21 protein-coding genes, 1 other RNA gene and 1 pseudogene are annotated in these 22989 nt (G+C 43.0%); 15 read left to right on the top strand and 8 right to left on the bottom strand.

Annotation, left to right across the window (positions count from 1 at the left end; all coding sequences use genetic code 11):
- The first annotated feature begins 49 nt into the window (after window positions 1-49).
- Both EQY75_RS03740 and EQY75_RS03735 read left to right on the top strand, forming a co-directional pair.
- A pseudogene (locus tag EQY75_RS03740) lies at window positions 50-2505 on the top strand (M14 family metallopeptidase).
- 13 nt (window positions 2506-2518) lie between these two features.
- Window positions 2519-2713: a DUF4177 domain-containing protein gene (locus EQY75_RS03735; RefSeq protein WP_129602992.1), complete on the top strand. Its 195-nt coding sequence runs from the start codon at window positions 2519-2521 to the stop codon at window positions 2711-2713.
- Window positions 2714-2721: 8 nt separating this feature from the next.
- On the opposite strand, the gene EQY75_RS03730 is transcribed toward EQY75_RS03735, so the two are convergent.
- The gene (locus EQY75_RS03730) at window positions 2722-3798 is read right to left on the bottom strand and encodes a DUF3667 domain-containing protein (RefSeq protein ID WP_129602990.1); all 1077 of its coding nucleotides are present in this window, start codon (window positions 3796-3798) and stop codon (window positions 2722-2724) included.
- Between the two features lie 130 nt (window positions 3799-3928).
- Between EQY75_RS03730 and EQY75_RS03725 the strand changes: the two genes are divergently transcribed.
- A complete protein-coding gene (locus EQY75_RS03725) occupies window positions 3929-4612 on the top strand; it encodes a DNA alkylation repair protein (protein WP_246019983.1) in 684 nt (227 codons plus the stop codon).
- Window positions 4613-4653: 41 nt separating this feature from the next.
- Here the strand turns inward: EQY75_RS03725 and EQY75_RS03720 are convergent, their stop codons facing one another.
- The gene (locus tag EQY75_RS03720) at window positions 4654-5892 is read right to left on the bottom strand and encodes a cation:proton antiporter (protein ID WP_129606928.1); all 1239 of its coding nucleotides are present in this window, start codon (window positions 5890-5892) and stop codon (window positions 4654-4656) included.
- Between the two features lie 297 nt (window positions 5893-6189).
- Between EQY75_RS03720 and EQY75_RS03715 the strand changes: the two genes are divergently transcribed.
- The 4 genes from EQY75_RS03715 (at window position 6190) to EQY75_RS03700 (ending at window position 9748) form a co-directional block, all read left to right on the top strand.
- A complete protein-coding gene (locus tag EQY75_RS03715) occupies window positions 6190-7380 on the top strand; it encodes a cation:proton antiporter (protein WP_129602988.1) in 1191 nt (396 codons plus the stop codon).
- 57 nt (window positions 7381-7437) lie between these two features.
- Window positions 7438-8139 (top strand): VIT1/CCC1 transporter family protein, encoded by a 702-nt coding sequence (locus EQY75_RS03710; protein WP_129602986.1) that lies wholly within the window; start codon window positions 7438-7440, stop codon window positions 8137-8139.
- Between the two features lie 109 nt (window positions 8140-8248).
- Complete coding sequence (gene corA / locus EQY75_RS03705; RefSeq protein ID WP_129602984.1) at window positions 8249-9313, top strand: magnesium/cobalt transporter CorA; 1065 nt, start codon at window positions 8249-8251, stop codon at window positions 9311-9313.
- Window positions 9314-9370: 57 nt separating this feature from the next.
- Complete coding sequence (locus EQY75_RS03700; protein WP_217349972.1) at window positions 9371-9748, top strand: VOC family protein; 378 nt, start codon at window positions 9371-9373, stop codon at window positions 9746-9748.
- Between the two features lie 90 nt (window positions 9749-9838).
- Here EQY75_RS03700 and EQY75_RS03695 read toward each other — a convergent pair whose 3' ends face one another.
- The gene (locus EQY75_RS03695) at window positions 9839-10354 is read right to left on the bottom strand and encodes a fasciclin domain-containing protein (protein ID WP_425462157.1); all 516 of its coding nucleotides are present in this window, start codon (window positions 10352-10354) and stop codon (window positions 9839-9841) included.
- Window positions 10355-10539: 185 nt separating this feature from the next.
- Between EQY75_RS03695 and EQY75_RS03690 the strand changes: the two genes are divergently transcribed.
- The 3 genes from EQY75_RS03690 (at window position 10540) to EQY75_RS03680 (ending at window position 13690) form a co-directional block, all read left to right on the top strand.
- A complete protein-coding gene (locus tag EQY75_RS03690; RefSeq protein WP_129602980.1) occupies window positions 10540-10974 on the top strand; it encodes an SRPBCC family protein in 435 nt (144 codons plus the stop codon).
- A 16-nt stretch (window positions 10975-10990) separates the two neighbouring features.
- Window positions 10991-12148, top strand: a complete 1158-nt coding sequence (locus EQY75_RS03685; RefSeq protein WP_129602978.1) for an MFS transporter — start codon at window positions 10991-10993, stop codon at window positions 12146-12148.
- Between the two features lie 81 nt (window positions 12149-12229).
- A complete protein-coding gene (locus EQY75_RS03680; RefSeq protein ID WP_129602976.1) occupies window positions 12230-13690 on the top strand; it encodes a vanadium-dependent haloperoxidase in 1461 nt (486 codons plus the stop codon).
- A gap of 10 nt (window positions 13691-13700) precedes the next feature.
- Here the strand turns inward: EQY75_RS03680 and rny are convergent, their stop codons facing one another.
- The 4 genes from rny to EQY75_RS03660 form a co-directional block, all read right to left on the bottom strand.
- Complete coding sequence (gene rny / locus EQY75_RS03675; protein ID WP_129602974.1) at window positions 13701-15269, bottom strand: ribonuclease Y; 1569 nt, start codon at window positions 15267-15269, stop codon at window positions 13701-13703.
- 155 nt (window positions 15270-15424) lie between these two features.
- A non-coding RNA gene (gene ssrS / locus EQY75_RS03670) (6S RNA) lies at window positions 15425-15532 on the bottom strand.
- 53 nt (window positions 15533-15585) lie between these two features.
- A complete protein-coding gene (locus EQY75_RS03665; protein ID WP_129602972.1) occupies window positions 15586-15882 on the bottom strand; it encodes a cell division protein ZapA in 297 nt (98 codons plus the stop codon).
- A 12-nt stretch (window positions 15883-15894) separates the two neighbouring features.
- A complete protein-coding gene (locus EQY75_RS03660) occupies window positions 15895-16185 on the bottom strand; it encodes a hypothetical protein (protein WP_129602970.1) in 291 nt (96 codons plus the stop codon).
- 210 nt (window positions 16186-16395) lie between these two features.
- Here EQY75_RS03660 and EQY75_RS03655 point away from each other — a divergent pair, with 210 nt between their 5' ends.
- The 4 genes from EQY75_RS03655 (at window position 16396) to EQY75_RS03645 (ending at window position 21205) form a co-directional block, all read left to right on the top strand.
- Window positions 16396-18087 carry a M23 family metallopeptidase gene (locus tag EQY75_RS03655; RefSeq protein WP_129602968.1) on the top strand — a complete coding sequence of 564 codons (1692 nt, stop codon included), beginning with the start codon at window positions 16396-16398 and terminating at the stop codon, window positions 18085-18087.
- A gap of 25 nt (window positions 18088-18112) precedes the next feature.
- The gene (locus EQY75_RS14410) at window positions 18113-19072 is read left to right on the top strand and encodes a TonB-dependent receptor plug domain-containing protein (protein WP_342774041.1); all 960 of its coding nucleotides are present in this window, start codon (window positions 18113-18115) and stop codon (window positions 19070-19072) included.
- Between the two features lie 62 nt (window positions 19073-19134).
- Window positions 19135-20559, top strand: a complete 1425-nt coding sequence (locus EQY75_RS14405) for a TonB-dependent receptor (RefSeq protein ID WP_342774040.1) — start codon at window positions 19135-19137, stop codon at window positions 20557-20559.
- Between the two features lie 13 nt (window positions 20560-20572).
- Window positions 20573-21205: a hypothetical protein gene (locus EQY75_RS03645; RefSeq protein ID WP_129602966.1), complete on the top strand. Its 633-nt coding sequence runs from the start codon at window positions 20573-20575 to the stop codon at window positions 21203-21205.
- On the opposite strand, the gene EQY75_RS03640 is transcribed toward EQY75_RS03645, so the two are convergent.
- Entirely contained in the window at window positions 21202-22371 is a 1170-nt protein-coding gene (locus EQY75_RS03640; protein ID WP_129602964.1) for a cysteine desulfurase family protein, read from the bottom strand. The genes EQY75_RS03645 and EQY75_RS03640 overlap by 4 nt on opposite strands.
- Window positions 22372-22482: 111 nt before the next feature.
- Between EQY75_RS03640 and EQY75_RS03635 the strand changes: the two genes are divergently transcribed.
- The gene (locus tag EQY75_RS03635; protein ID WP_129602962.1) at window positions 22483-22989 is read left to right on the top strand and encodes a hypothetical protein; all 507 of its coding nucleotides are present in this window, start codon (window positions 22483-22485) and stop codon (window positions 22987-22989) included.

Raw genomic sequence — 22989 nt, 5'->3', positions numbered from 1 at the left:
ATTTCAATTTAAATCCTTAGATTTGAGATTCTCATTGCAGATCATTCTTATGAAAAAACAATTCCTATTCCTTCTTTTCGTTCTCCCGTTTTTTACATTTTCTCAAACTATTCAGTCGCCCTCCGACTTTCTGGGTTACGAGCTCGGGACACAGTTTTCAAGACACCACCAGGTAGTTGAATATTACGAATACCTGGCGGCTACCGTACCCGATTTGGTTCAATTGAAGTCTTATGGTAAAACCAACGAAAGAAGACCCCTGCTATTGGCTTATGTCTCCTCTGCGGAGAACCTGCGACAGCTCGAGGAAATTAGAACTGAACATCTGAAAAGCACAAAAGGAGGAGGGAATGCCTCTAAAGCCATTGTCTGGCTCAGTTATAATGTGCACGGTAATGAAAGTGTAAGTACAGAAGCTTCCATGCAAACCATTTACGAATTACTGACCAGTAAAAAGGATTATCTTGAAAACACTGTCGTCATCATTGATCCCTGCATTAACCCCGATGGCCGGGATCGATATGTTAACTTTTACAATTCATTTAAAAATACCCCCTATCAGGTAAACCCAGACAGCAAGGAACACCACGAAGGCTGGTTAAGCGGACGTGCCAACCACTATATGTTCGATCTCAATCGGGATTGGGCCTGGCTCACTCAAGTGGAGAGTCGGCAACGGCTGGTGATGTACAACCGTTGGCTGCCGCATATCCATGTGGATTTCCATGAGCAAGGCATTGACAATCCGTATTTCTTTGCGCCCTCGGCAGAACCCTTTCACGAGGTGATTACACCTTTCCAACGCTCTTTTCAGGAGACTTTGGGGAGAAATCACGCCAGGTACTTTGATGCCAATGGCTGGTTTTATTTTACCAAAGAACGATTCGACCTGTTCTATCCCAGCTACGGGGATACCTACCCTACCTATAATGGCGCTATCGGGATGACCTATGAACAAGGGGGAAGTGGCCGTGCCGGATTAGGGGTTAAAACGAGTATTGGCGACACCCTTACTTTGAAAGACAGGATAGCCCATCATCACACCACAGGCCTATCAACGGTGGAAGTGGCTTCTCAAAATCATACAAAACTCAACGAGGAATTCAGGAAATTCTATGGCCCTAAGAATTTTAAATACAAAAGCTACGTACTCAATGGAAATGAAGACCATATTCTTGCTCTTTCCAGGTTGTTGGAACAACATCAGATCGAATTCGGGAGAGGAGCTAATGGGCAGGTAAAAGGTTATGATTATGCCTCTGGAAAAAGCGGTAGCATGCAAATGAACTCCAAAAGCCTTATCGTTTCCACAGACCAGACCAAGGGTACAATGGTTAAAGTCCTCTTTGAACCCGATGCCGTTTTAAGTGATTCCCTGACCTATGACATAACTGCCTGGTCCCTGCCCTATGCCTATGGATTAAATGCCATAGCCTCTACAAGTCTGATTAATGCTACATCGGTTGAAAATAATGCTAATACTCCAAATCCACCTGGCAACTCTTACGCCTATGTTACCGATTGGAACAGCATGGAAGATGCGCGATTTTTGGCCAAACTTCTGGGTGCCGGTATTAAAGTAAGATCCGCCCATTTACCATTTACCCTGGAGGGTAAAACATTCCAAAGGGGAAGTCTGATCATTACAAAAGCCGATAACCAGGATCCTAAAAGTATGCGGAGTTTCTTCAACATCCTGGCCGAATTCCCCAATAAGGAAGTAACGGCGGTTTCAACCGGCTTTGTTGACAAAGGCAAGGATTTTGGTTCCAGTGACGTAAAGATGATTAACCCTGTAAAAGTGGGAGTCCTTTCAGGTGAACCCACTTCTACCTTGAGTTTCGGGGAGGTATGGCACTTTTTTGAACAACAATTGAATTATCCATTGACGATCCTTGACACAGATTACTTTAACAGGGTAGACCTTTCAGAATACGATATCCTTATCCTTCCCAATGGAAGGGCTATCGTTCCTTCTTCGATGACAGAACGCTCAATAAGATTGGGGATTGGATAAAAGAAGGAGGCCGACTCGTCGCCATGGGGAATGCCATTGACGCTCTTGCCGGGAAAGAAGGATTCGGGATAAAAGCCAGGGAAAATGAAAAAGACGATAAAGAAAAAGAAGATGATCCGGGTTTATATGAAGATTTACAACGCGAACGCATGAAGCAGCAAATCACAGGCGCCATTTTTAAAACAAGGGTCGATCCAACGCATCCCCTGGCCTTTGGTTACGGTGATACCTACTTCAGCCTGAAGCTTGGTAATGACCGATACGAATACCTCAAATACGGCAGCGTGGCTTATCTCGAAGAAAACACCAAACCAATGTCTGGTTTTGCGGGGAGCGAGGCGCAAAAAAGTATTGCCAATACCCTGGTTTTTGGGGTGGAAAATAACGGCCGTGGCCAGGTGGTTTACATGGTAGACAACCCCTTATTCAGAGGGTTTTGGGAAAATGGAAAACTATTTATGGTCAATGCTCTGTTTATGTTGGATTAAAAAGATTTTTTCAATGACACATTACAAGGTTGAAACGCTGATTTATTACTCTAAACTCTTCGCCGGCCGAAATCATATCATGGAATCCTCTAAAAAGGGAATACAGGATATGTTGAATAAATACTCAGCAGATGGATGGAAACTTACCTCCACAGATGCCACCGAATTCGGCGCAGCCATGTATATCTATTTGTATTTCGAAAAATAGAATAGTCCCTAGTAAAGCATAAAGGCCATAAAAATAATGACTATAGATGCCACCGGGAGAATGATTAGCATGTAAATAAAGGATATCATATTGGCCTTTAAGAAGGCTCCCAGCCAACTGCTGCGATAAAAATTTCGCAGTGCGAGGATCAAATAAAAGAGGTAAGAAAAAGTTAGAAGTACTTCCAACCAAACCGGCACTTCAACTATTTTATTCGCCAGGATCACAATACATAAAGCAGTAAATAAAAAGGTGAAGAAATAGAAACTGAAAACCATGTGATGGGCAAAACTTCCGCGTTTCCAATAAAATATCTTTAATAAAATTGCAAATATTGGCATTAGTAAAAACATTGCGATGGGAATAGTATCAAATAAGGCCGTTAGGATTCCTCCTCCCCGTTGCACATAGAATTTAAGCATCTGCTCATAGAACCTGCGATTAAAGCCGCTGGCGTCATCTTCCATTCCCATCGCTTTTAGCTTCTCGTCCTGTGGAGCATTGATAGCAATCAGGGAATCCAGAACATCTTTGTCAAAATCAAAGGTCATTCCGGTATTGATGCCCCCGGGACTCTCTGCAGTTTCGGTCATTACGGAATCAATAACATTCATATCATCATCCGATATCCCCCACTTGTCTTTATTTTTCAGGAGCATATCCTTGGCTTTAGCCAATTGAATGGAATCCTGAGGCCGCAATCGAATACTGTCTGCAACAATCTCAGCCTGGGATTGGTCCATTCCCTTTTTCAGTGCTTCAGACATCTCATTATCAGCTTTGCGGATGTTAAAGGAAAAAAGAAAGAAAAAGAGTACGGAGATAAACAGGTAAAACTGGGCAGGGTGCAAATAAGACAGTCTTTTACCATCGACAAATTTCCGGGCAAGTACCCCCGGTTTGAACATAAGAGGAATAAAACTTCTGAAGAATCGAGCATCCACAGAAAAATAATCGCTGATCGTCTTACTGAAAAGTATCCCGAAAGTGAGATTATCGGAGACTTCCTGCCCGCACTTTGGGCAAAATTCAAAAGAGGGCTCCAGTTTACTGTCGCAATTCTTACATCGGTGATTATCGGTCATCGGTTGATTTTGTATAAAATTAGAAAAAAGAATGATTCGGCCGTAAACTATAATGTTCCTGTCTAATGGAAGTGAAAAGGTCTCTGGTTCTCAATGCCTATATTTGAATTGAAGGGAAATTATCAAGATCTTGGCAACTTCTGATGTATTAACTTTTTTGAACCTATGGGTAGAGCGCTGTAAAAAGGAGGGTGATCCGGCAGTTGCCCATGGCCAAAAAGCCTATATGCGGGATCAATTTGAATTTTATGGCCTTAAGTCGCCCGTTAGAAGGGATATCCAGAAAGAACTTTTTAGAAAACACCTCCCGCCGCTGCGCTCCGACATAAAAGAATTGGTCATTAAACTTTGGAAACTTCCTGAACGGGAGAATCACTATATGGCCCAGGAATTGGCGAAAAAAAAACTAAAAGTGGTAGCCAAGGAGGATTACCTTCTCTTCGAGAACCTAATAACGCACAAATCCTGGTGGGATACCGTAGACTTTATTGCTGCCAACCTTGTAGGTAATTATTTTAAAGCCTTCCCGGAACAAAGAACCGAGATTACAAGTAAATGGCTAGGCACTGGGAACATTTGGCTGCAACGCTCTGTACTCCTCTTCCAATTAAAGTACAAGGCAGAGGTAGACACTGAGTTCCTGGCCGATACCATTCACTATCTTACCGGATCTAAAGAGTTCTTCATCAATAAGGCCATAGGTTGGATCCTAAGGGAATACAGCAAAACCAACCCGATTTGGGTCTCCCAATTTGTTGAAGCAACCCAACTACATTCGCTTAGCAAAAGAGAAGCGCTGAGATTGATTAAATAAGAAGCAATTTATTTTTGTCTTAGACCCGCAATGGCAAGTAGTTACCCCGCCACCTTTTTCACCAATCTGCCAACGGTTAGACCCTGAACGATAATCGAAAAGACGACCACTACGTAAGTAATCAATAAAAATAGATCCCTGTTCATCGCCTCGGTAAGTCCGAGCGCCAGTGCAATGGATATGGCACCCCTAAGGCCTCCCCAGGTCATAATAAGGTCTGTCCTTGGAACAAATTCGAGTTTCTTTTTAAAGAAATTGATTGGAAGCAGCAAGGAAACATACCGACAGCCGAGAACAACCGGGATCGCAATAAGTCCTGCGATAAGGTAATCCGGGGTATAGGTGAGCACCAATATTTCCATTCCCAAAAGCACAAAGAGAAGTGTATTTAATAGTATATCTATCAATTCCCAGAACTTATCAACATAGATGATGGTACTTTCAGACATCGCACTTTCCCGCAGGCGATCGTTACCGATCAGCAATCCTGCAACCACCATGGCCAAGGGGGCTGAGACATGCAGTTTGTGGGCGATCACTGTGCCCGTCATTACAGTAGCCAGGGTAATAATTACCTCAATATCATAATCATCTATTGTCCTCATTAGTCGATAGGTTATCCAACCTAACAACAAGCCCAGGGCAAGTCCACCCAAAACCTCGACCCCAAATAATTCGATAACGCTCCATGCTGTGAGTGTTTCTTCAGAAGGTGAGGCTATTTCAAAGAGGGTGAGAAAAACTACTACTCCTACTCCGTCATTAAATAAAGACTCGCCTACAATTTTTGTTTCTAACTTTTTGGGCACACCCGCCTGTTTGAGAATACCGAGTACAGCTATTGGATCTGTTGGAGATATTAATGCTCCAAACAACAAACACTGAATATAAGGAACATTCATTCCCAAAAGGATGAGCAGATAATATACCAGAGTTCCCACAAGGAAAGTGGAAGTGATTACGCCCAAAGTAGAGAAGCTCAGAATGGGCCATCGGTGTTTCTTCAATTGTTCAAAGTCGGTATGCATAGCTCCTGCAAAAAGGAGAAAACTCAGCATAACATCCAAGAGCACCGTCTTAAAGTCGATTTGCGATAAGATATACCGCTCTGCGTTCAATAAGGTAGGATCTACGTAACTCAGGGCAAAAACAGCCAGGGTAAAGAGGATGGTGATAAACATTAGCCCAATGGTATTCGGCATTTTTAGAAAACGGACATTGATATATCCGAAAAAGGCCGACAAGAATACCAGAATAGCCGTGATGGTAAAGAGATCCATATGCATCTGCCAAATGTACTGGTCCTTCGGGAAATGAAAAAGCGCGAAGCTGATTTTTATCACCTAAAGTCAAGCCCACCTACACAATTTTCATGGAATAAGGAGGGCAAAAAAATGCGGCAAAACTGTTTTGTATTGAATTTGATTATTGCCGATTAATTCCGACCTTCCACAACTATATTACCTTCTTTTCTTAAGGGTAATCTAAAATTGCATTTGCCAGAGATAGGAAAATTTATGAATTCAATCAATATAATATCATCATTGTAATTCGCATAAATCGCTTGATTTAAAACTATGGATCTGATTTTTCTCACCGGTTTTCACACATCTATCACCCTTATCTGCATCGTTGGCCTGGCCGTAGTTGTTTCGGGCTTTCTTCTGAAAAAAATAAAGCAGCCTACCCTCCTGGCCTATATCCTTCTCGGCGTGCTGATCGGGCAACACGGCTTTGATCTGATCGGTGATGAAACTTCTATCCGGTATGTAGGTGAGCTTGGAATCATACTGTTGTTCTTCTTTATCGGGATGGAGATCGATTTGTATTCTTTCGTTGGTAATTGGCGTCTGGCGCTTTTTGGCACCCTGGGTCAATTTAGCCTCAGCATTGGAGTGGTGTGGGGAATAGGTATGCTATTTGGATGGGAATCTACCAGAATTATAGTCCTGGGCTTTGTTATCGCGCTCTCAAGTTCCGCAGTTATCTTCAAGATATTGGAAGACAAAAAACTATTGGATAAAAAGATAGGTCAGAACGTGTCCAGTATCCTTCTGGCACAAGATATTGCAATTGCCCCCATCCTGATTCTTATCTCAATTTTTGGAGGCGAGGATACCTCAACAGAGTCTATTCTCCTTAAGATATTTGGAGGTATCCTTATCATTTCTATCATCATTTACATTTATATCCGGAAAGAAATCACCTGGCTGCCCTTCAGGGAAACGATCATGAAAGACCACGAGTTACAGGTTTTCCTGGCCTTGTTTTTTTGTTTTGCTGGAGCTGTTGTTGCCGGGATGTTCGGAATTTCGGAAGCCTTGGGGGCATTTGTAGGCGGACTGGTCATGCACGCCGGGAAGGCGACGCGATGGATTCACGATGCTATTCATTCGTTCAGGATCCTTTTTGTAGCTGTTTTTTTTATCAGTATCGGAGCACAGATCAACATTGCTTTCTTATTAGACAACCTCCTTCCCCTGGGCCTTGTTCTCGTCGCTGTTTTTTTTCTGAATCACGCCATCAATACGCTGATATTAAAGGCGTACAACAACTCATGGAGGGAAGCTATTTTTGGAGGTGCCATGCTGGCACAGATCGGAGAATTGAGTTTTCTCATTTGTATAACAGCTCTCAACCTGGAGATACTCACAGACTATGCTTATGATTTTACCATCTCCCTGATCTCCCTTACTATCGGGATCAGCCCTTTCTGGATTGCCTTGACCGAGAAGATCAGTGCCCGAAAAAAGGAAATTCCAGCATAAAATGTTACTTTGAACTCATGGGCAAAGTAGAATAAAGCCTTGTGCTAATAGAACACCATGAAAAATTCAGCAAAAAAAGAGGACCACTACCTTAGCCGAAGTGGTTGGCTGCGTGCATCCATCCTGGGGGCAAATGATGGAATTTTATCCACAGCAAGCCTTATTATAGGCGTAGCGGCAGCATCCACATCCCGGGAATCCATAGTTCTGGCAGGCGTGGCCGGACTCGTGGCCGGTGCTCTGTCAATGGCCGCAGGAGAGTACGTTTCCGTAAGTTCGCAGACTGATATAGAAACTTCGGACCTTGCCAGAGAGCAACAAGAGCTCGTTGATATGCCTGATGAGGAATTGGAGGAATTAGCTATGATATACAGACAAAGGGGACTGAGTCCAGACCTGGCCATGAAGGTAGCCAAGGAATTGACAGAATACGACGCGCTTGGAGCCCACGCAAGGGACGAACTGGGAATCAATAGTATGACCAGAGCCAGGCCCCTTCAAGCGGCCCTGGCTTCCGGGGCTTCTTTTATTCTTGGAGGGGTATTGCCAGTGATTGCTGCAATGCTGCTGCCGGTCTCTTATATGATCGTCTGGCAATACGTGCTCACCACACTATTCCTGATTATTCTTGGGGCGTATGCCGCCAGGGCAGGAGGCTCGAGCGTAAAAAAAGCAATTTTGAGAATTACCTTCTGGGGAACAGTAGCTATGGGTGTTACTGCCTATATCGGCCATTTATTCGGAGTATCCCTGGGCTAAAGTCCTGACCCTGGCGGTTTCTGATAAAAACAAGCAAAAAATTCGTAGATTATCATGATCCAACCCATACGGTTTTCAAATTAGTAGCAAAAAACTAACCTGAATGAATATGGCTCGATTTATAAAAAAAGGAAAACAGGAAATAGGTTTGTCCCCGGATGACCTTAAATTCCGGGGTAAGAAGAAGGCTAACGAGGTTCTTCTACGAATCATCGATTTTGATGAAACTAGCCTGGAGGAGGACGCCCTTCAGCTGGTACGTGATGTGCTTAAATACAAAGAAAAAGACACTGTTACCTGGTTAAATGTAGACGGCCTGCACAACGCGGCTATCATGAAGGAGATAGCTGAGACCTTTGATCTGGAAACCCTGGTACTTGCAGAGGTCATGCATACTCAGGCAAGACCTAGAGTGATTGAATATGACAATTGTATTCTGATCAGCATCAAAATGCTACAGCAAAACGAAGAGTCGCACCTCATCAATGTTGAGAATCTCAGTATTATTTTAACCGATACCGTCCTGATATCCTTTCAGGAAAAACGAGGCGATGTATTTGAACCCGTAAGGGAAAGGATTAGAAAACAGAAGAGGAGGATCAGGCACGGAGGCATAGACTACCTCACTTTTGCTCTGCTAGATATTGTGATCGACAATTATCTCTATGTCCTAAGTGTTTTAGGCGAAAAAATTGAAACTCTCGAAGACAATTTGCTTTTAAATCCGAATGAGGTGGTGATCAATGAGATCAACAATTACAAAAGAGAGCTGAATTTCCTGCGCAAGAGCATAAAACCTGCGAAGGAAATGATTTTTACCCTTGCCAAAATGGAATCTGAATTTATCAAAGAGGCTACGTATGTGCACTACAAGGAGTTGGAAGATAATATTAGTCAGGCCAACGAAGTTTCAGATAGTTACAGGGAGATTCTTTCCGATCAGCTTAATATCTATCACACTACTATCAGCAGCAAGCTAAATGATGTGATGAAGTTCCTTACCGTTTTTTCGGTCATTTTTATTCCCCTAACCTTTATCGCCGGGATATACGGAACCAATTTCGACTTTCTTCCCGAACTTCATTACCGATACAGTTATTTTATCATGTTGGGAGTAATGGTTGTAATTGCCCTGGGCATGCTGGTGTATTTTAAGCGTAACAAATGGCTTTAATATTAGCCTCCCGAATAGACTTTTGGGCAGATCTGTAAGCCATTAAAAAATAAATCCATGGAGGATGATAAGGCACCTGAAATGACTGGGAATCGATACGTGCTCGCGGTGAAGAAGCTGTCTGAGTCCGTGGATTATTATCAGAACAAACTAGGCCTTAAAAGTGTATGGCATGGAGATGGCTGGCATTTTTTGGTCCGGGATTCTCTCTTTGTCATGCTGGGAGAATGCCCTGATGATCGATCGGCATTCGAAACTGAGAATCATTCCTACTTTGCGTATATTGAAGTCGAGGGAATTGATCAGCTTTACCAGGAATATCTGAGGGCCGAAGTTGAAATTCTCCATCCGGTTAAAGACCAGCCCTGGGGGCAAAGAGAATTTGGAATACGCACTATAGACGGGCACCGGATCATGTTTGGAGAAGAAATCTGATACTTTTTAATAAAAAAACCGCCGATGCACAAGGCACCGACGGTTCCACTAAAAATAACCAACCAAACAACTAAAATTATCCTTAGAAAATTACATAACCGGCAAAACGACGGTATCAACTACGTGTATCACCCCGTTGGACTGATTAACATCGCTTATCGATACTGTTGAAATATTCCCGGCAACATCTTTTAATTGTACTTTCTTTCCTTTTAACATCGCTGTTAAAGTATCACCATTTACTGTAGTGAATGTGGCCTTCCCCTTTCCTTTTTTGATGGCCTCAACAATCTTAGTAGCACTAAATTTTCCGGCGAGAACGTGGTAAGTAAGAACCGACTGAAGAGTCGACTTGTTTTCGGGTTTCAATAGTGTTGCTACGGTACCCTCGGGCAACTTTTCAAAAGCTTTGTTTGTAGGAGCAAAAACCGTGAATGGGCCATCACCCTGTAGGGTTTCTACCAAGCCAGCTGCCTTAACAGCGGCTACCAAAGTAGTGTGGTCCTTAGAATTTACGGCATTCGAAATTATATCCTTTGATGGATACATTTCAGCGCCGCCCACCATTTTGGTTTCTTGGGACATCATGGAATCTTGCGCAGTCATTGACGTTGCAGTTAACACTAATACAGCTACAGCTGCCAATCGAATCATTTTAAAGATTTTCATAATAATTTGTTTAATTTTAGAATTCACCTTACTTACGGAAACAAATAGCCAGGGTTTGGTTTTAATCGCAGATTTATGATTTTTTAACAATGATCGATCTGCATGCGCAGTAAACTAAAAGAATGAAGAAGTCGGATCCACCAATTGTCATTAAGACGTCCTTTGATATAGGCACTGCAACTTTATGGAAGGCGCTTACCCATCTCCCTGAAATGAAAAACTGGTATTTTGAAATGCTGGAAGCCTTTGAAGCACGGAAGGGATTTAAGACCTCTTTTAAAGTTAATTCCGAAGACCGAACTTTTACCCATATTTGGGAGGTGACAGAAGTTGTACCGGGAGAAAAAATTACTTACAGCTGGCATTTTGAGGAATATCCCGGATCATCGACCTCAACTTTTGAGATTTCAGGAACGGACCACCAAAGCGAATTGGTTCTGACTGTATGGGTTCAGGAGGACTTTCCTCCAGGAATTCCGGAATTTAAAAGGGAAAGTTGTATAGGGGGTTGGGAGTACTTCCTGCATGGAAATTTAAAGAATTATCTCTCTGCCTAAATTGGAGTTTCAGAGGATGCAGAAGAAATATTTCCTTCCGATAATTGTAGTGCCTCAATTTTTCTGCACCTCACTTTGGTTCGCCGGAAACGGGGTCTTAGATGAATTAATTTCCGATTTCAACCTTAATTCACAGGCCCTTGGGCATCTTACCTCGGCAGTACAGTTTGGGTTCATACTTGGTACTCTGGTTTATGCCACCCTGATGATAGCCGATCGTTACTCCCCTTCTAAAGTGTTCTTTTTCTCCTCCCTGCTGGCCGCAATTTTTAACCTTGGTATGCTTTGGGAAGGGAATAGTCTATTTAGTCTTTTGGGTTCGAGGTTCCTGACAGGTTTCTTCCTGGCCGGAATTTACCCGGTGGGAATGAAAATCGCAGCAGACTATTTTAAGGAAGGACTCGGGAAATCATTGTCTTTTCTCGTGGGTGCTCTTGTATTGGGTACGGCCCTGCCTCATTTGTTAGCAGGGAGCACCCTCTTTGCTCAATGGAAATGGGTGATCATTACAACTAGTTTGCTTGCAATGACAGGAGGTATTATCATTGTATGGTGTGTACCCGACGGACCTTTCAGGAGACCGGCACAACAAATGAAATTACTCAGGGCATTTACAATTTTTAAAAATGTAAAGCTTCGAAAAGCTGCCATAGGGTATTTTGGGCATATGTGGGAACTCTACGCCTTTTGGGCATTTGTTCCTGTCATGATTTTGACTTTTAATGATAGTCACGGAGTAGTGCTGTCTACTTCCCTTTGGTCATTCATTATTATTGGAATTGGCAGCCTGGGGTGCGTGATCGGAGGAATAACTTCTGAACGCCTGGGCGTAAAGAAAACAGCTTCCGGTTCTCTATTGATCTCCTGTATCTGTTGTTTGTCTTCTCCCGTTTTCTTCTATCAACCTTCGGAAATTGTTTTCCTACTGTTTCTAATGTTGTGGGGAATGGCAGTGATTGCAGACTCTCCTTTATTCTCTACCCTGGTAGCTCAGTATGCAGAGGGGCCATTAAAAGGTTCAGCCCTCACCCTGGTCAACTGCATTGGATTCGCTATTACGATCTTCAGCATTCAAATTTTAAATACTTTACAAAGCAGCTTTTCGAATACATGGATCTATGTTGTTCTCGCAATAGGGCCGGCTATTGGAATAAGGGTACTATTTAGAAAGTAATTTCTTTTTCTGTACTAACGGAAATTTTTAATTTAGAGCACACAGCCGTTACAACCATTTTTATTACCAATCTGATTTTAAATGAAGAAGATATTTATACTCATCGCTCTTTGTCTTGTTACCACGATGTGCAGGACAAAGACCTCCGAAGATTCTATCTCAGAACCACTAGGCAGTGAAAATCTGGCCTATCAATGGGGGCAATTATCCCTGCAGGCAACCGCATTGGATACAGAACGATTTAATCCCAGACCGACGATCACCTCAAGGTACCTGGGTCTGATTTGGACAGCAGTTTTCGACGCGTGGAGTCGATTTGACGAAAAAGCCATTCCTGTGTATTTGAGCGAAGTTTCCAGAATGCCGGAAGAAGAGCGCACCCTAAAAAATAAGCAAATTGCTATTAGTTATGCGGCATTTCGTACCATGAGTGAGTACTATTATTCGGATGTAGTGCTTTTTTCAGAATTCATGAAAGAACTAGAGCTCGATCCGGCTGATGAATCCCTTGATCCAACAACTGCCGTAGGGATAGGGAACCTGGCGGCGAAAGCCGTGATCAAGGCCCGAAAAAATGATGGTGCCAATCAATACGGAGAGGAAGAAGGATCCAACGGGCAAGCTTATCATAATTATGTTGGCTATGAACCCATAAACTCAGCAGACCTCAACGTAGATCCCAACCGGTGGCAACCCAAATACTTTTCTGATGGGAAGGGAGGTTTTTACGCACCGGGTTGTCTTACTCCGTTCTGGGACAAGGTAAAACCTATAGGTCTTAAATCTGCTGACCAGTTCAGACCCGGTCCACCCCCTCAGATTGGCAGTGCTCAATTGGAGGAAGAAGTGGCAGAAGTAATCAGTTTGCAAGCCAACTTAACTGATCACGATAAGGCTCTTGTCGAATTTATGCGTGACGGACCCCAGTCGGTTCAGCAAGCCGGGCACTGGCTGAAGTTTGCACAGGATGTCTCCCGCAGAGATAAGCACAGCCTGGACGATGATGTGAAAATGTATTTTTTAAATCAGGTAGTGGCTATGGATGCCTTTATCGCCTCATGGGATTCCAAAATGTTTTATGACTATGCCCGTCCTTATGCTTTAGTTCATCAATATTATGAGAATGAAATTATCAAGGCCTGGGGAGGTGAAGGAAAAGGTATGATGCAAATAGAAGGGAAAAAATGGAGGCCTTATTCGCCGGAAACCTTTCTTTGCCCGCCATTTCCGAGTTATGTTTCCGGTCACAGCACCATCAGTGGGGCCTGTGCAGAAGCCTTGAAACTTTGGACGGGAAGCGACGAATTTGGAGAACGGGTAACCCTGGTTGCGGGTGCCCTGACGGAACCGGAGAATCTCGGAGATACAGTTGTTCTTGAGTTTCCAACCTTCACCAAAACTGCTGAAATGGCCGGTATTTCACGTGTGATGGGTGGCTATCATATACAAGCAGATAATGTAGCCGGTTTGCAATTGGGCAGGGATGTGGCCCATGAGGTATGGAAATTTTACCTGCAACATACGGGTGAAGAAAGCCTTTAATAGAGGGCTGTTATTTCGCTACATTAACCGAACGGGTTTCCCGGATAACTGTTACCTTAACTTGCCCCGGATAAGTCATATCGGTCTGTATTTTCTGTGAGATCTCGAAGGAAAGCTGTGCCGCTTTTTCATCACTTACTTTCTCGCTTTCCACAATGACTCTTAGCTCTCTCCCAGCTTGGATTGCATAAGCTTTTTGGACTCCGCCAAAGCCAAAGGCGATATCCTCCAGGTCTTTGAGTCGTTGGATATAAGAATCTAGTACCTGCCTTCTCGCTCCCGGTCTTGCCCCGCTAATCGCATCACAAACCTGAACGATTGGAGAAATCAGGGTTTTCATCTCGATCTCATCGTGGTGTGCCCCGATCGCATTACAGACATCGGGTTTCTCACCAAATTTTTCAGCCCATTGCATCCCCAGGATGGCGTGCGGTGTTTCTAATTCATTTTCAGTATTGGGAACTTTTCCGATATCGTGCAGGAGTCCGGCCCTTTTTGCCAACTTTGGGTTGAGGCCTAATTCTGCAGCCATCACGCCACATAATTTAGCGACTTCCCTCGAGTGCTGTAATAGGTTTTGTCCGTAAGAAGATCTGTATTTCATTCGCCCGACAGCCTTGATTAATTCTGGATGTAAGCCGTGAATCCCTAGGTCTATTACTGTCCTCTTTCCAATTTCGACGATCTCCTGTTCAATCTGTTTCTCGGTTTTTCGAACCACTTCTTCTATTCGGGCCGGATGAATACGTCCGTCAGTAACCAGCTTGTGAAGCGATAACCTTGCAACCTCCCGGCGAACGGAATCAAAACACGATAGAATTATGGCTTCAGGGGTGTCATCAACGATGATCTCAACTCCTGTAACCGCTTCCAGGGCGCGGATATTTCTTCCTTCCCTACCAATAATTCGTCCTTTGACATCATCTGATTCCAGATTAAAGACGGAAACACAATTTTCCACGGCTTCTTCTGTGCCGATACGCTGAATCGTATTGACCACAATTTTCTTCGCTTCCTGCTGCGCGGTGAGTTTGGCTTCCTCCAAAGTGGATTGCATAAAAGCCATGGCATCCGATTTAGCAGTTTCCTTTAAGGATTCCAACAATTGATTGGTTGCCTCTTCAGCCGAAAGACCTGAGATGACTTCGAGTTGCTGTACCTGACTCTTATGTAGTTTTTCTACTTCGGTCTGTTTCTTTTCGTAGACTTCGAGCTTGTGGTCAAAATCCTTGATCTTGTCTTCCAATTGCTCATTTAGCTTTTTGTTTCTGGCTAATTCACTGCTTACCTGAGATTCTTTATCTCGGGTTCGTTTTTCAGATTCGGAGATCTTCTTTTCCTTGTTGATGATCACCTTTTCATGTTCAGCTTTTAATTCAAGAAACTTTTCCTTCGCCTGGAAAATTTTATCTTTTTTGATATTCTCTCCTTCAACTTCTGCATTTTTTAGGAGTGCTGCTGCGTCTTTCTTTGCTGTTGCCAAAGTCTTAGAAGCCTTCCCTTTTTCGAGGAATTTAGCTATGATAAAGCCTATGAGCAATCCTGCGGCTCCTGCTATAATTATTGTTGTGGTATCCATGAGTTAATTTTGTTTTAGAAAGGTCGAGCCTTTCTGATATTGATCGGGAAAATCCAAAGTCGCTCGTCTATAAAGCGGCCTTTCCCGGAGATTCTATTCCCTTCCATTTTTAGAAAAAAGAATAAAAAAAGCCCACATTGATGGAAGTTTTGTACAAACTCCTGTAAACAGGTTTAGGGCTAACAGACTGCTCAAGGATCCTTTACGAGAAGGCTTGCTTTTACAATCTAAACTCACCCTTTTTAAACAAATTAGTGTTGAGTTTGTCAAAAATAATTACCAATGTGGGCAGTAACTTTGATATATGTTAAAGAACTTATTTTATGCTAAGCTTCTGATTCACCAGTTCGTCTAAAGCGGTCAAACGCTCTACTACTTCCCTGGTATCCTCCATTTTGTCTAAACCACGCTGCTCTATTTTAGAGGCAAATTGCAAGGCACACATGGCCAATACGTCTTGTTTGTCTCTAACCGCATAGTTTTGCTCAAACTTTTTAGCGAGTTGCTCAATATTTTTGGCTGCCTTTCGCAAACCTTCTTCCTGGCTCGGATCAATCGTCAGGGGATATACCCTATCTGCTATCGACAACTTAATTTTAAGCTTCTCGGCCATATTATGAGTCCATTATTCAGCGAGCTGTGTGATGCAATGATCGATCTCCCTGATCAATGTATTTATTTTGAGCTTGGCTTCTGTTTTATTTGTTTCACTGCCCAACATCGTGTTTGCCATTTTCAGGGATTCGAATTTCTCCTCCCATTCCAGCACGGAATTCTTTGTGGCTTCGTGGCTCTGCTTCATCTCCAGCAGTTCCTCCTCAAGTTTTCCTTTAGCTTGGCTGAGCAATTCTAACTTGTGCAGTAATTTACTGATTTTATTCTCAAGTGAATCAACGATTTCAACCAATTCGCTCATAGGCCAACATCAATGCTTTCAAACAAAGTTAACATACCTTTGACGACTTCGCAATAGTTTTTCCAATTATTACTGACGATATTTGGCATTAGTAGCTGTAGGAATAGGAAACAGTGATTATTAGGCCTTTCGACAGTGAATTGTAAAATGACTTTCGAGTTTTTTTCTGAGTTAGATCGTGATTAATTAATTTCGCACTAACCCTTTTCTATGAAAAAAAGAATTTACCTACTTGCTTTTTTGTTGGTACACCTCGTCTCAGGGCAGGAAAAATTTCCCAAGGATGCCTTCCGTTCCCCCTTAGACATTCCCTTGATTCTCGCAGGCACTTTCGGAGAATTGCGATCCAACCATTTTCACGCAGGTATTGATATTAAAACGCAACAAAGGCAGGGCCTCCCCATTTATGCCATAGCCGATGGCACGGTGACACGTATCAAAGTCTCACATTGGGGATATGGCAAAGCTTTATACGTAGCACATCCCAATGGCTACACTTCGGTTTATGCACATCTTCAGAAGTTCAGTCCGGCTATTGAGGAGTTTGTTAAAAAGACACAGTATCAAAAACGATCCTATGAGATCGAGGTTTTCCCGGAATACGGCAAATTAAAAGTCTACAAGGATTCTCTCATTGCATATACCGGTAATACGGGGGGGTCATCCGGACCACACCTTCACTTTGAAATAAGAAGCAGCGTCTCGGAAAAACCCACGAATCCCCTGCTTTATGGCTTAGACGTCAGGGATGCCACCAATCCTACCCTACAGGGACTATACGCCTACCCCCTTTCGCCCGGTGCGCTGGTCAACCAGAGTGAAATGAGGGTGCAAATCCCTTTCAGCAGGCAGGCAGATGGGAGCTTTCTCGCTGAGGAGATCAAGGCAACCGGAATCATTGGTTTCGGGGTAGCGGCATATGATCGACAGGACCTTGCAGCGAATCAGAATGGCCTCTATGAACTGGAACAAAAAGTGAATGGAACGCTTATTTCCGCCTTCGATTTCGACTCTTTTTCGTTTGGGGAAACCAGGCTGATCAATACGCTGATCGACTATGAGTATATGTCGAAATACCGCAGGCGGATACAGAGGTGTTTTAAGGTGGCTGGCAATGAACTGAGTATTTACAAGCAGCTTAAAAACGATGGTAAAATATACGTGGAAGAAGGCCTTAATTATACGGTCGAAATCAACTTAAAGGATCTCGCCGGTAATTCTACCAAAGTATTCATCCCTGTAACAGGGCGTCGTGAAGCTCCACTAAAAAAGAAGGAAGTTCCAAAAACAGAACGCTATATCGTTGCTGGAAAACCCAATAATTTCGACCTGGGAAAGGCCAAATTGTATTTTCCGGCCAATACCTTCTACCATGATTTTTATATCGATCTAAGGGCTAAGGGTGATACGGTAACCGTCCACAACAACAGTATCCCGGTACAAAAGAATTTTACCCTGAGTTTCAATACGGAAGGCTATGAGGAATCTTTTTTAAAAAATGCCTTTATCGCCCGTCTGGATGACGAATTAAAACCAAACTACACCAAGACGTACAAAAGGGGAAATACCTTCACAACCCGCACAAGGAACCTCGGAACATTTACACTGGCACAGGACACCGTTCCTCCCAAGATCAGACCAAAGAATTTTAAATCAAAACAGTGGCTCACCAATTACAGATACCTGAGTTTACTCATCTCTGACGACCTCAGCGGGATAAAAACCTACGAAGCTACTCTTAACGGGGAATGGATTCTGATGGAATACGAACCAAAGACCAGAACCCTGACCTATAACTTTGACGATATAATTCTGGACAAAAAGCAGTGTAACCTCCAGGTGGTGGTCACCGATAATGTTGGGAATTCCACTACCTTTACCAGTAGTTTTTACAGAAAATAGGCTATTGAACTTCCTCAGGCTACTTATGTTCGGCGCATTGCTGTGCGTTGCCTTTTCCGCAAATGGGCAAACAGCTACGATTACAGGTGTTATTCTGAATGAACAGAATCTACCCCTGCGGGATGTCAACATTAAGGAGGGCCAAAGGGGGACTACCTCAGATTCCAACGGTTTTTACCTCCTTGAAGTTAGGGCAGATGAGGCCATCACCGTCACCTTCTCGCATCTAAGTCATCAAATAATTGAATTAAGAGATCTGGTCCTTACCACCAATCAGGTTTTTGGCTTTAATCCTGTGATGAAAGCCAATACCGTACAAATTGATAGTGTGGTAGTTTCAGCTCTTGGCGAAAGAACAGTCTCCGGGATCAGCAATCTTTCTCCGGAAGTGGCTCAAAAAATTCCCGGAGCCAATGCGGGAATAGAAAATCTTCTCAAACTTTTACCGGGAGTCGCCTCCAACAACGAGCTCAGCACGCAGTACGGGGTAAGGGGAGGAAATTTTGATGAAAACCTGGTATACGTGAACGATATTGAAGTTTACAGACCCTTTCTGCTCCGATCGGGCCAACAGGAGGGTTTTAGCTTTGTCAACAGTGATATGGTTGAAAGTTTATATTTCTCTCCAGGAGGCTTTCAGGCAAAATACGGAGATAAGTTATCCTCGGTTCTAGATATTAAATACAAGACCCCTACCCGTTTCGCCCTTCAGGCAGAAGCTAGTTTATTAGGCCTTAGTTCCACATTGGAAACGGTTTCGGATAATCGAAAATTAACAACGCTTACAGGCTTCCGGTATAGGAATAACAGCTTGTTTTTGAACAGTCAGCAGACCAAAGCCAATTTTAATCCGGTCTTCGTTGATTTGCAGAGTTTTATAACGTATCGGGTAACATCGCGCTTTCAGTTACATTTCCTCGGAAATCTGGGTCGGAATCAATATCGAATACCCCGGTCTCCAGACAGACAAATTTTGGTACAATAGCCAACCCCCAAGCCCTGCAGATTTTTTATCTCGGAAAGGAAGAGAATACCTTTACCACTGCTTTGGGAGCTATTAAAGCCGATATTTTTTCCAGTGATGCCCTGAAGCTTAAGTTCTCTACCTCTCTATATCATACTACAGAAGAAGAATACTCTGATGTAGTTGCGCAATACGAACTGGGCGAGATAGATACCGATCTTGGGGGCGGAAACCTTGGCGCAGTAACATCCTCCAGAGGGATTGGCTCTCAGTACAACCGATCGAGAAATGATCTCGATGCCCTGATCCACACGGTGGCTCACCGGGGCGAATTAAGGATGAAAAAATCCCTTCTATCCTGGGGGTTAAAATATGTTTACGAAGATGTGAGGGATCAGATTCGTGAATCTGAATTTATTGATTCTGCAGGGTTTTTTATTCGTCCGCCGAGAGAGGAGTTCATCAATAACCAACCTGAAGAGCCTTTTGTGGCCCCTCTGGTAGCCTATAACGGTGTTAATGCGAGAAATCAAACACAAACCCAGCGCTATATATCTTATGTGCAGTTCGGAAATCGCACTCCACTTGGCAGGAATAGGTTGAGGTATAACTTTGGAGTCAGAGCCCAGCTATGGACCCTTAGGGGTAGAGGATTTGAAAAAAATACTCAATTTATTTTAAGTCCCAGAGCCCAACTTTTATTACGACCTGATTGGCAAAAAGACGTTGTCTTCAGGCTTTCTACAGGCATCTATCAACAGCCTGCCTTTTACAGGGAATTACGCAATGCCGAGGGCAGTATCGCCCCTGAAGTTAAAGCCCAGAAAGCCTTCCATCTCGTTTTGGGTTCTGAGCAAAGTTTTAGAATCTGGGACCGACCTTTTAATCTGCGAACGGAAGTTTATTATAAATCACTTTGGGATGTAAATACGTACACCTTAGAAGATGTACGGATTCGTTATGTGGCCAATAACGATGCCAAGGCTTATGCCTACGGGGCCGATCTCAGACTCTTTGGTGCTTTTGTTCCGGGTACAGAGTCCTGGATTAGCCTGGGGTATCTTAAAACCGAGGAAAACCGGGATAATCGGGGATATATATCACGACCATCAGACCAAAGGTTTAAGGCCGCAATCCTGTTCCAGGACTACATTCCCAACATACCAAAAGTAAAAATGTATCTCAATCTGCTTTATAGTACGGGTGTTCCCGGAGGTTCTCCAAGTTATTCGGATCCCTATATTTTTCAGAATAGATTAAGAGATTACAAGAGGGCAGATTTGGGAATTTCTCATATTTTTGTGGAAGAAGAACATTCGTATCCTAAAGGTCATTGGTTACACAACTTCAAGGAGTTGCAACTGGGTTTTGAAATTTTCAACCTATTTAACAATCAGAATTCCATCACCAATACATGGGTCAGAGACGTAGACAGCAAGAATGAATTTGCTGTACCCAATTTTATGACCTCAAGGATTTTTAATGTAAAACTTCGCGTTCGGTTTTAGGAACATCACATATATGAGACGGATTCTAACATCAATTTTTCTTCTTCATTTGTTTTTCTCTTATGGGCAGAAAAACATCTACCAGAGTGAAAAATTCGAAGCTTTAAGTGAAAACCACAAGGTATTGGCTATTATTCCTTTTTTTACCAACCTCGATCTAAAGAAAGATGTCAATGAAACTGATTTAATCCGTCTGGAAGAACGGGAAGGATATGCCGTACAGGATGCCCTTGAAACGTATTTTGGACGCGGTAAACGCAGAAAAAAATTCTCCGTCGATTTTCAAAACACTAAAAACACCAATGCTATCCTGGCCCAGAGCAATGTCACATATGCCAATATTGATACCTACACTATAAAACAATTGAGTGAAATTTTAGGGGTAGATGGTATTGTCAGTGGAAATTTGGATTTGAATATTCTTCTTTCCGAAGGAGTTTCCCGTGACTTTAGTTTTATTGACTATATACTTGGCGACGCTAATTACGGCAGAATAGGAATAAAAGTTAGTGATGGAAACACCGGTAAATTGTTGTGGAAGTACGAGAAAGAAATCAATAAGAAATCGGGTAGAAACACCACCGATCTTATTGAGTCTATGATGAAAAAGGCGACGAGAAAATTTCCCTACGACAAAGAGCGCTAAGTAATCATTGGTGCCTTCTCGTCTTTACTGAATTCCCTGAGCACTTCAATGGTATAATCTACTTCTTCCCGCGTGTTGTAAATGGAGAATGAAAATCTCAGCGATGGGCTTTTTAATTCCTCAGGGGTAAGGAGCTGAGTAAGCACATGAGAACCGGCGTCACTTCCAGACTGGCAAGCACTTCCCTTTGAACAGGCGATCCCTTTGATATCCAAATGAAATAACAACATCAGTGCTTTCTCCTGAGATATGGGCAAGCGCACATTGACAAGGGTATAGGTGCTTTGCTCCATCTCACCTGACAATCCGTTGAACTCGGCTTTGGGAAAGGCTTTTTTTACAGATTGAATAAAATATTTCTTTAAGGAGGAAACGTATTCCTGCTCTTTTTCCAGATTGTCATAGGCCAATAAAAAGGCTTCTTCCAAACCTACAATATTGTGAAATGGTTCTGTACCTGCCCGAAAACCGCGTTCCTGCGCCCCACCGACGATCATTGGTTTAAGGCCAGAATTTTTTCGGATATAGGCAAACCCCACCCCCTTTGGGCCGTGAAACTTATGAGCCGCCGCCGTCATAAAGTCGATAGGAGTTTTTTGAACATCCCAGGTATAATGACCAATAGACTGTACCGTATCGGAATGCAGGAGAGCATTGTGATCCTTACACAGTTCGCTGATAGCCTGTATATCGATTTTATTCCCAATTTCATTGTTGATATGCATTAAGCTAACAAGCAACTTTCCCTTTTCCTGCTCCAGCAATTCTTTGAGATGATCCATATCGGGATTACCATTAGCCTGTAATCTTACATAGCAGATTTTAACCCCACACTCAACTTCCAGTTCTTCAACAGTATGTAAAACTGCGTGATGTTCAATTCGGGAGGTGATGATGGTGTCTACCCCTAGATCGCGAACCGCACATCTCAAGATCATGTTGTCGGCCTCAGTTCCCCCTGAAGTAAAAATGATCTCCGAAGGATGTGCATTGAGGTATTTGGCAATGCTCTTACGAGCAGTTTCTATAGCTGTTTTTGCTGTTCTTCCAAAACCGTGCGTTGATGAAGGGTTCCCATAGCAATTGGCCAGAGCTGAATGCATTTTTTCAATTACCTCATCCCTCACCCTCGTGGTGGCAGCATTATCTAGATAGACGTGTTTCATATTCAATCTTCATTTGAACAACTTCAAAAATACAGGAAAATAAAATAAATTCTTTGATAAGCGCAGACATTCCAATAGGAAATTACTTCTATATTGCCTTAAATTTGTCACATGCAAAGAATCCTTCCATTCCTTATCGCTATACTACTGTGGAATTGCAACGATGGTGACCTACAAATTGAAACCATAGATTTTGATGATGTTTCCATCCAAACCTGCGAATCAACTATTACTACGGCAACTACTGTTTTTTTTAAGATCAATGGAGACGAAGCCCTGATCCTCGATCTTCAAAACGGTATCCTCGCCAACGAAGCATCCTCCGATACTATAGTAAGTACCCTCCCGGGACAAAGCTCCCTTCTTTATCGGGTATTTAGCGGAACTGTAAGTCAGGGTTATTTTTGTGACGAGATCCCTGCAACAGACCCGACGGTTATTGAAGAAATAGAGGCTATAAGTGGTGAAGTACTGATCAATACCGTGCAAAATGCCAGTGATACCACGCTCTATGAACATACCATTTTGCTGCGCGATGTCAGTTTGCTCAATAGTCAGGGCGAGCGGATTACGGACACCAGTATAAACGACTTTGGGGTAGTGACTACTCAGGATTAA

The sequence above is a fragment of the Muriicola soli genome (assembly GCF_004139715.1).
GTDB lineage: Bacteria > Bacteroidota > Bacteroidia > Flavobacteriales > Flavobacteriaceae > Muriicola > Muriicola soli.
Note: the sequence above shows the minus strand (reverse complement) of the source record. Positions and strands in the feature narration are given on the sequence as shown.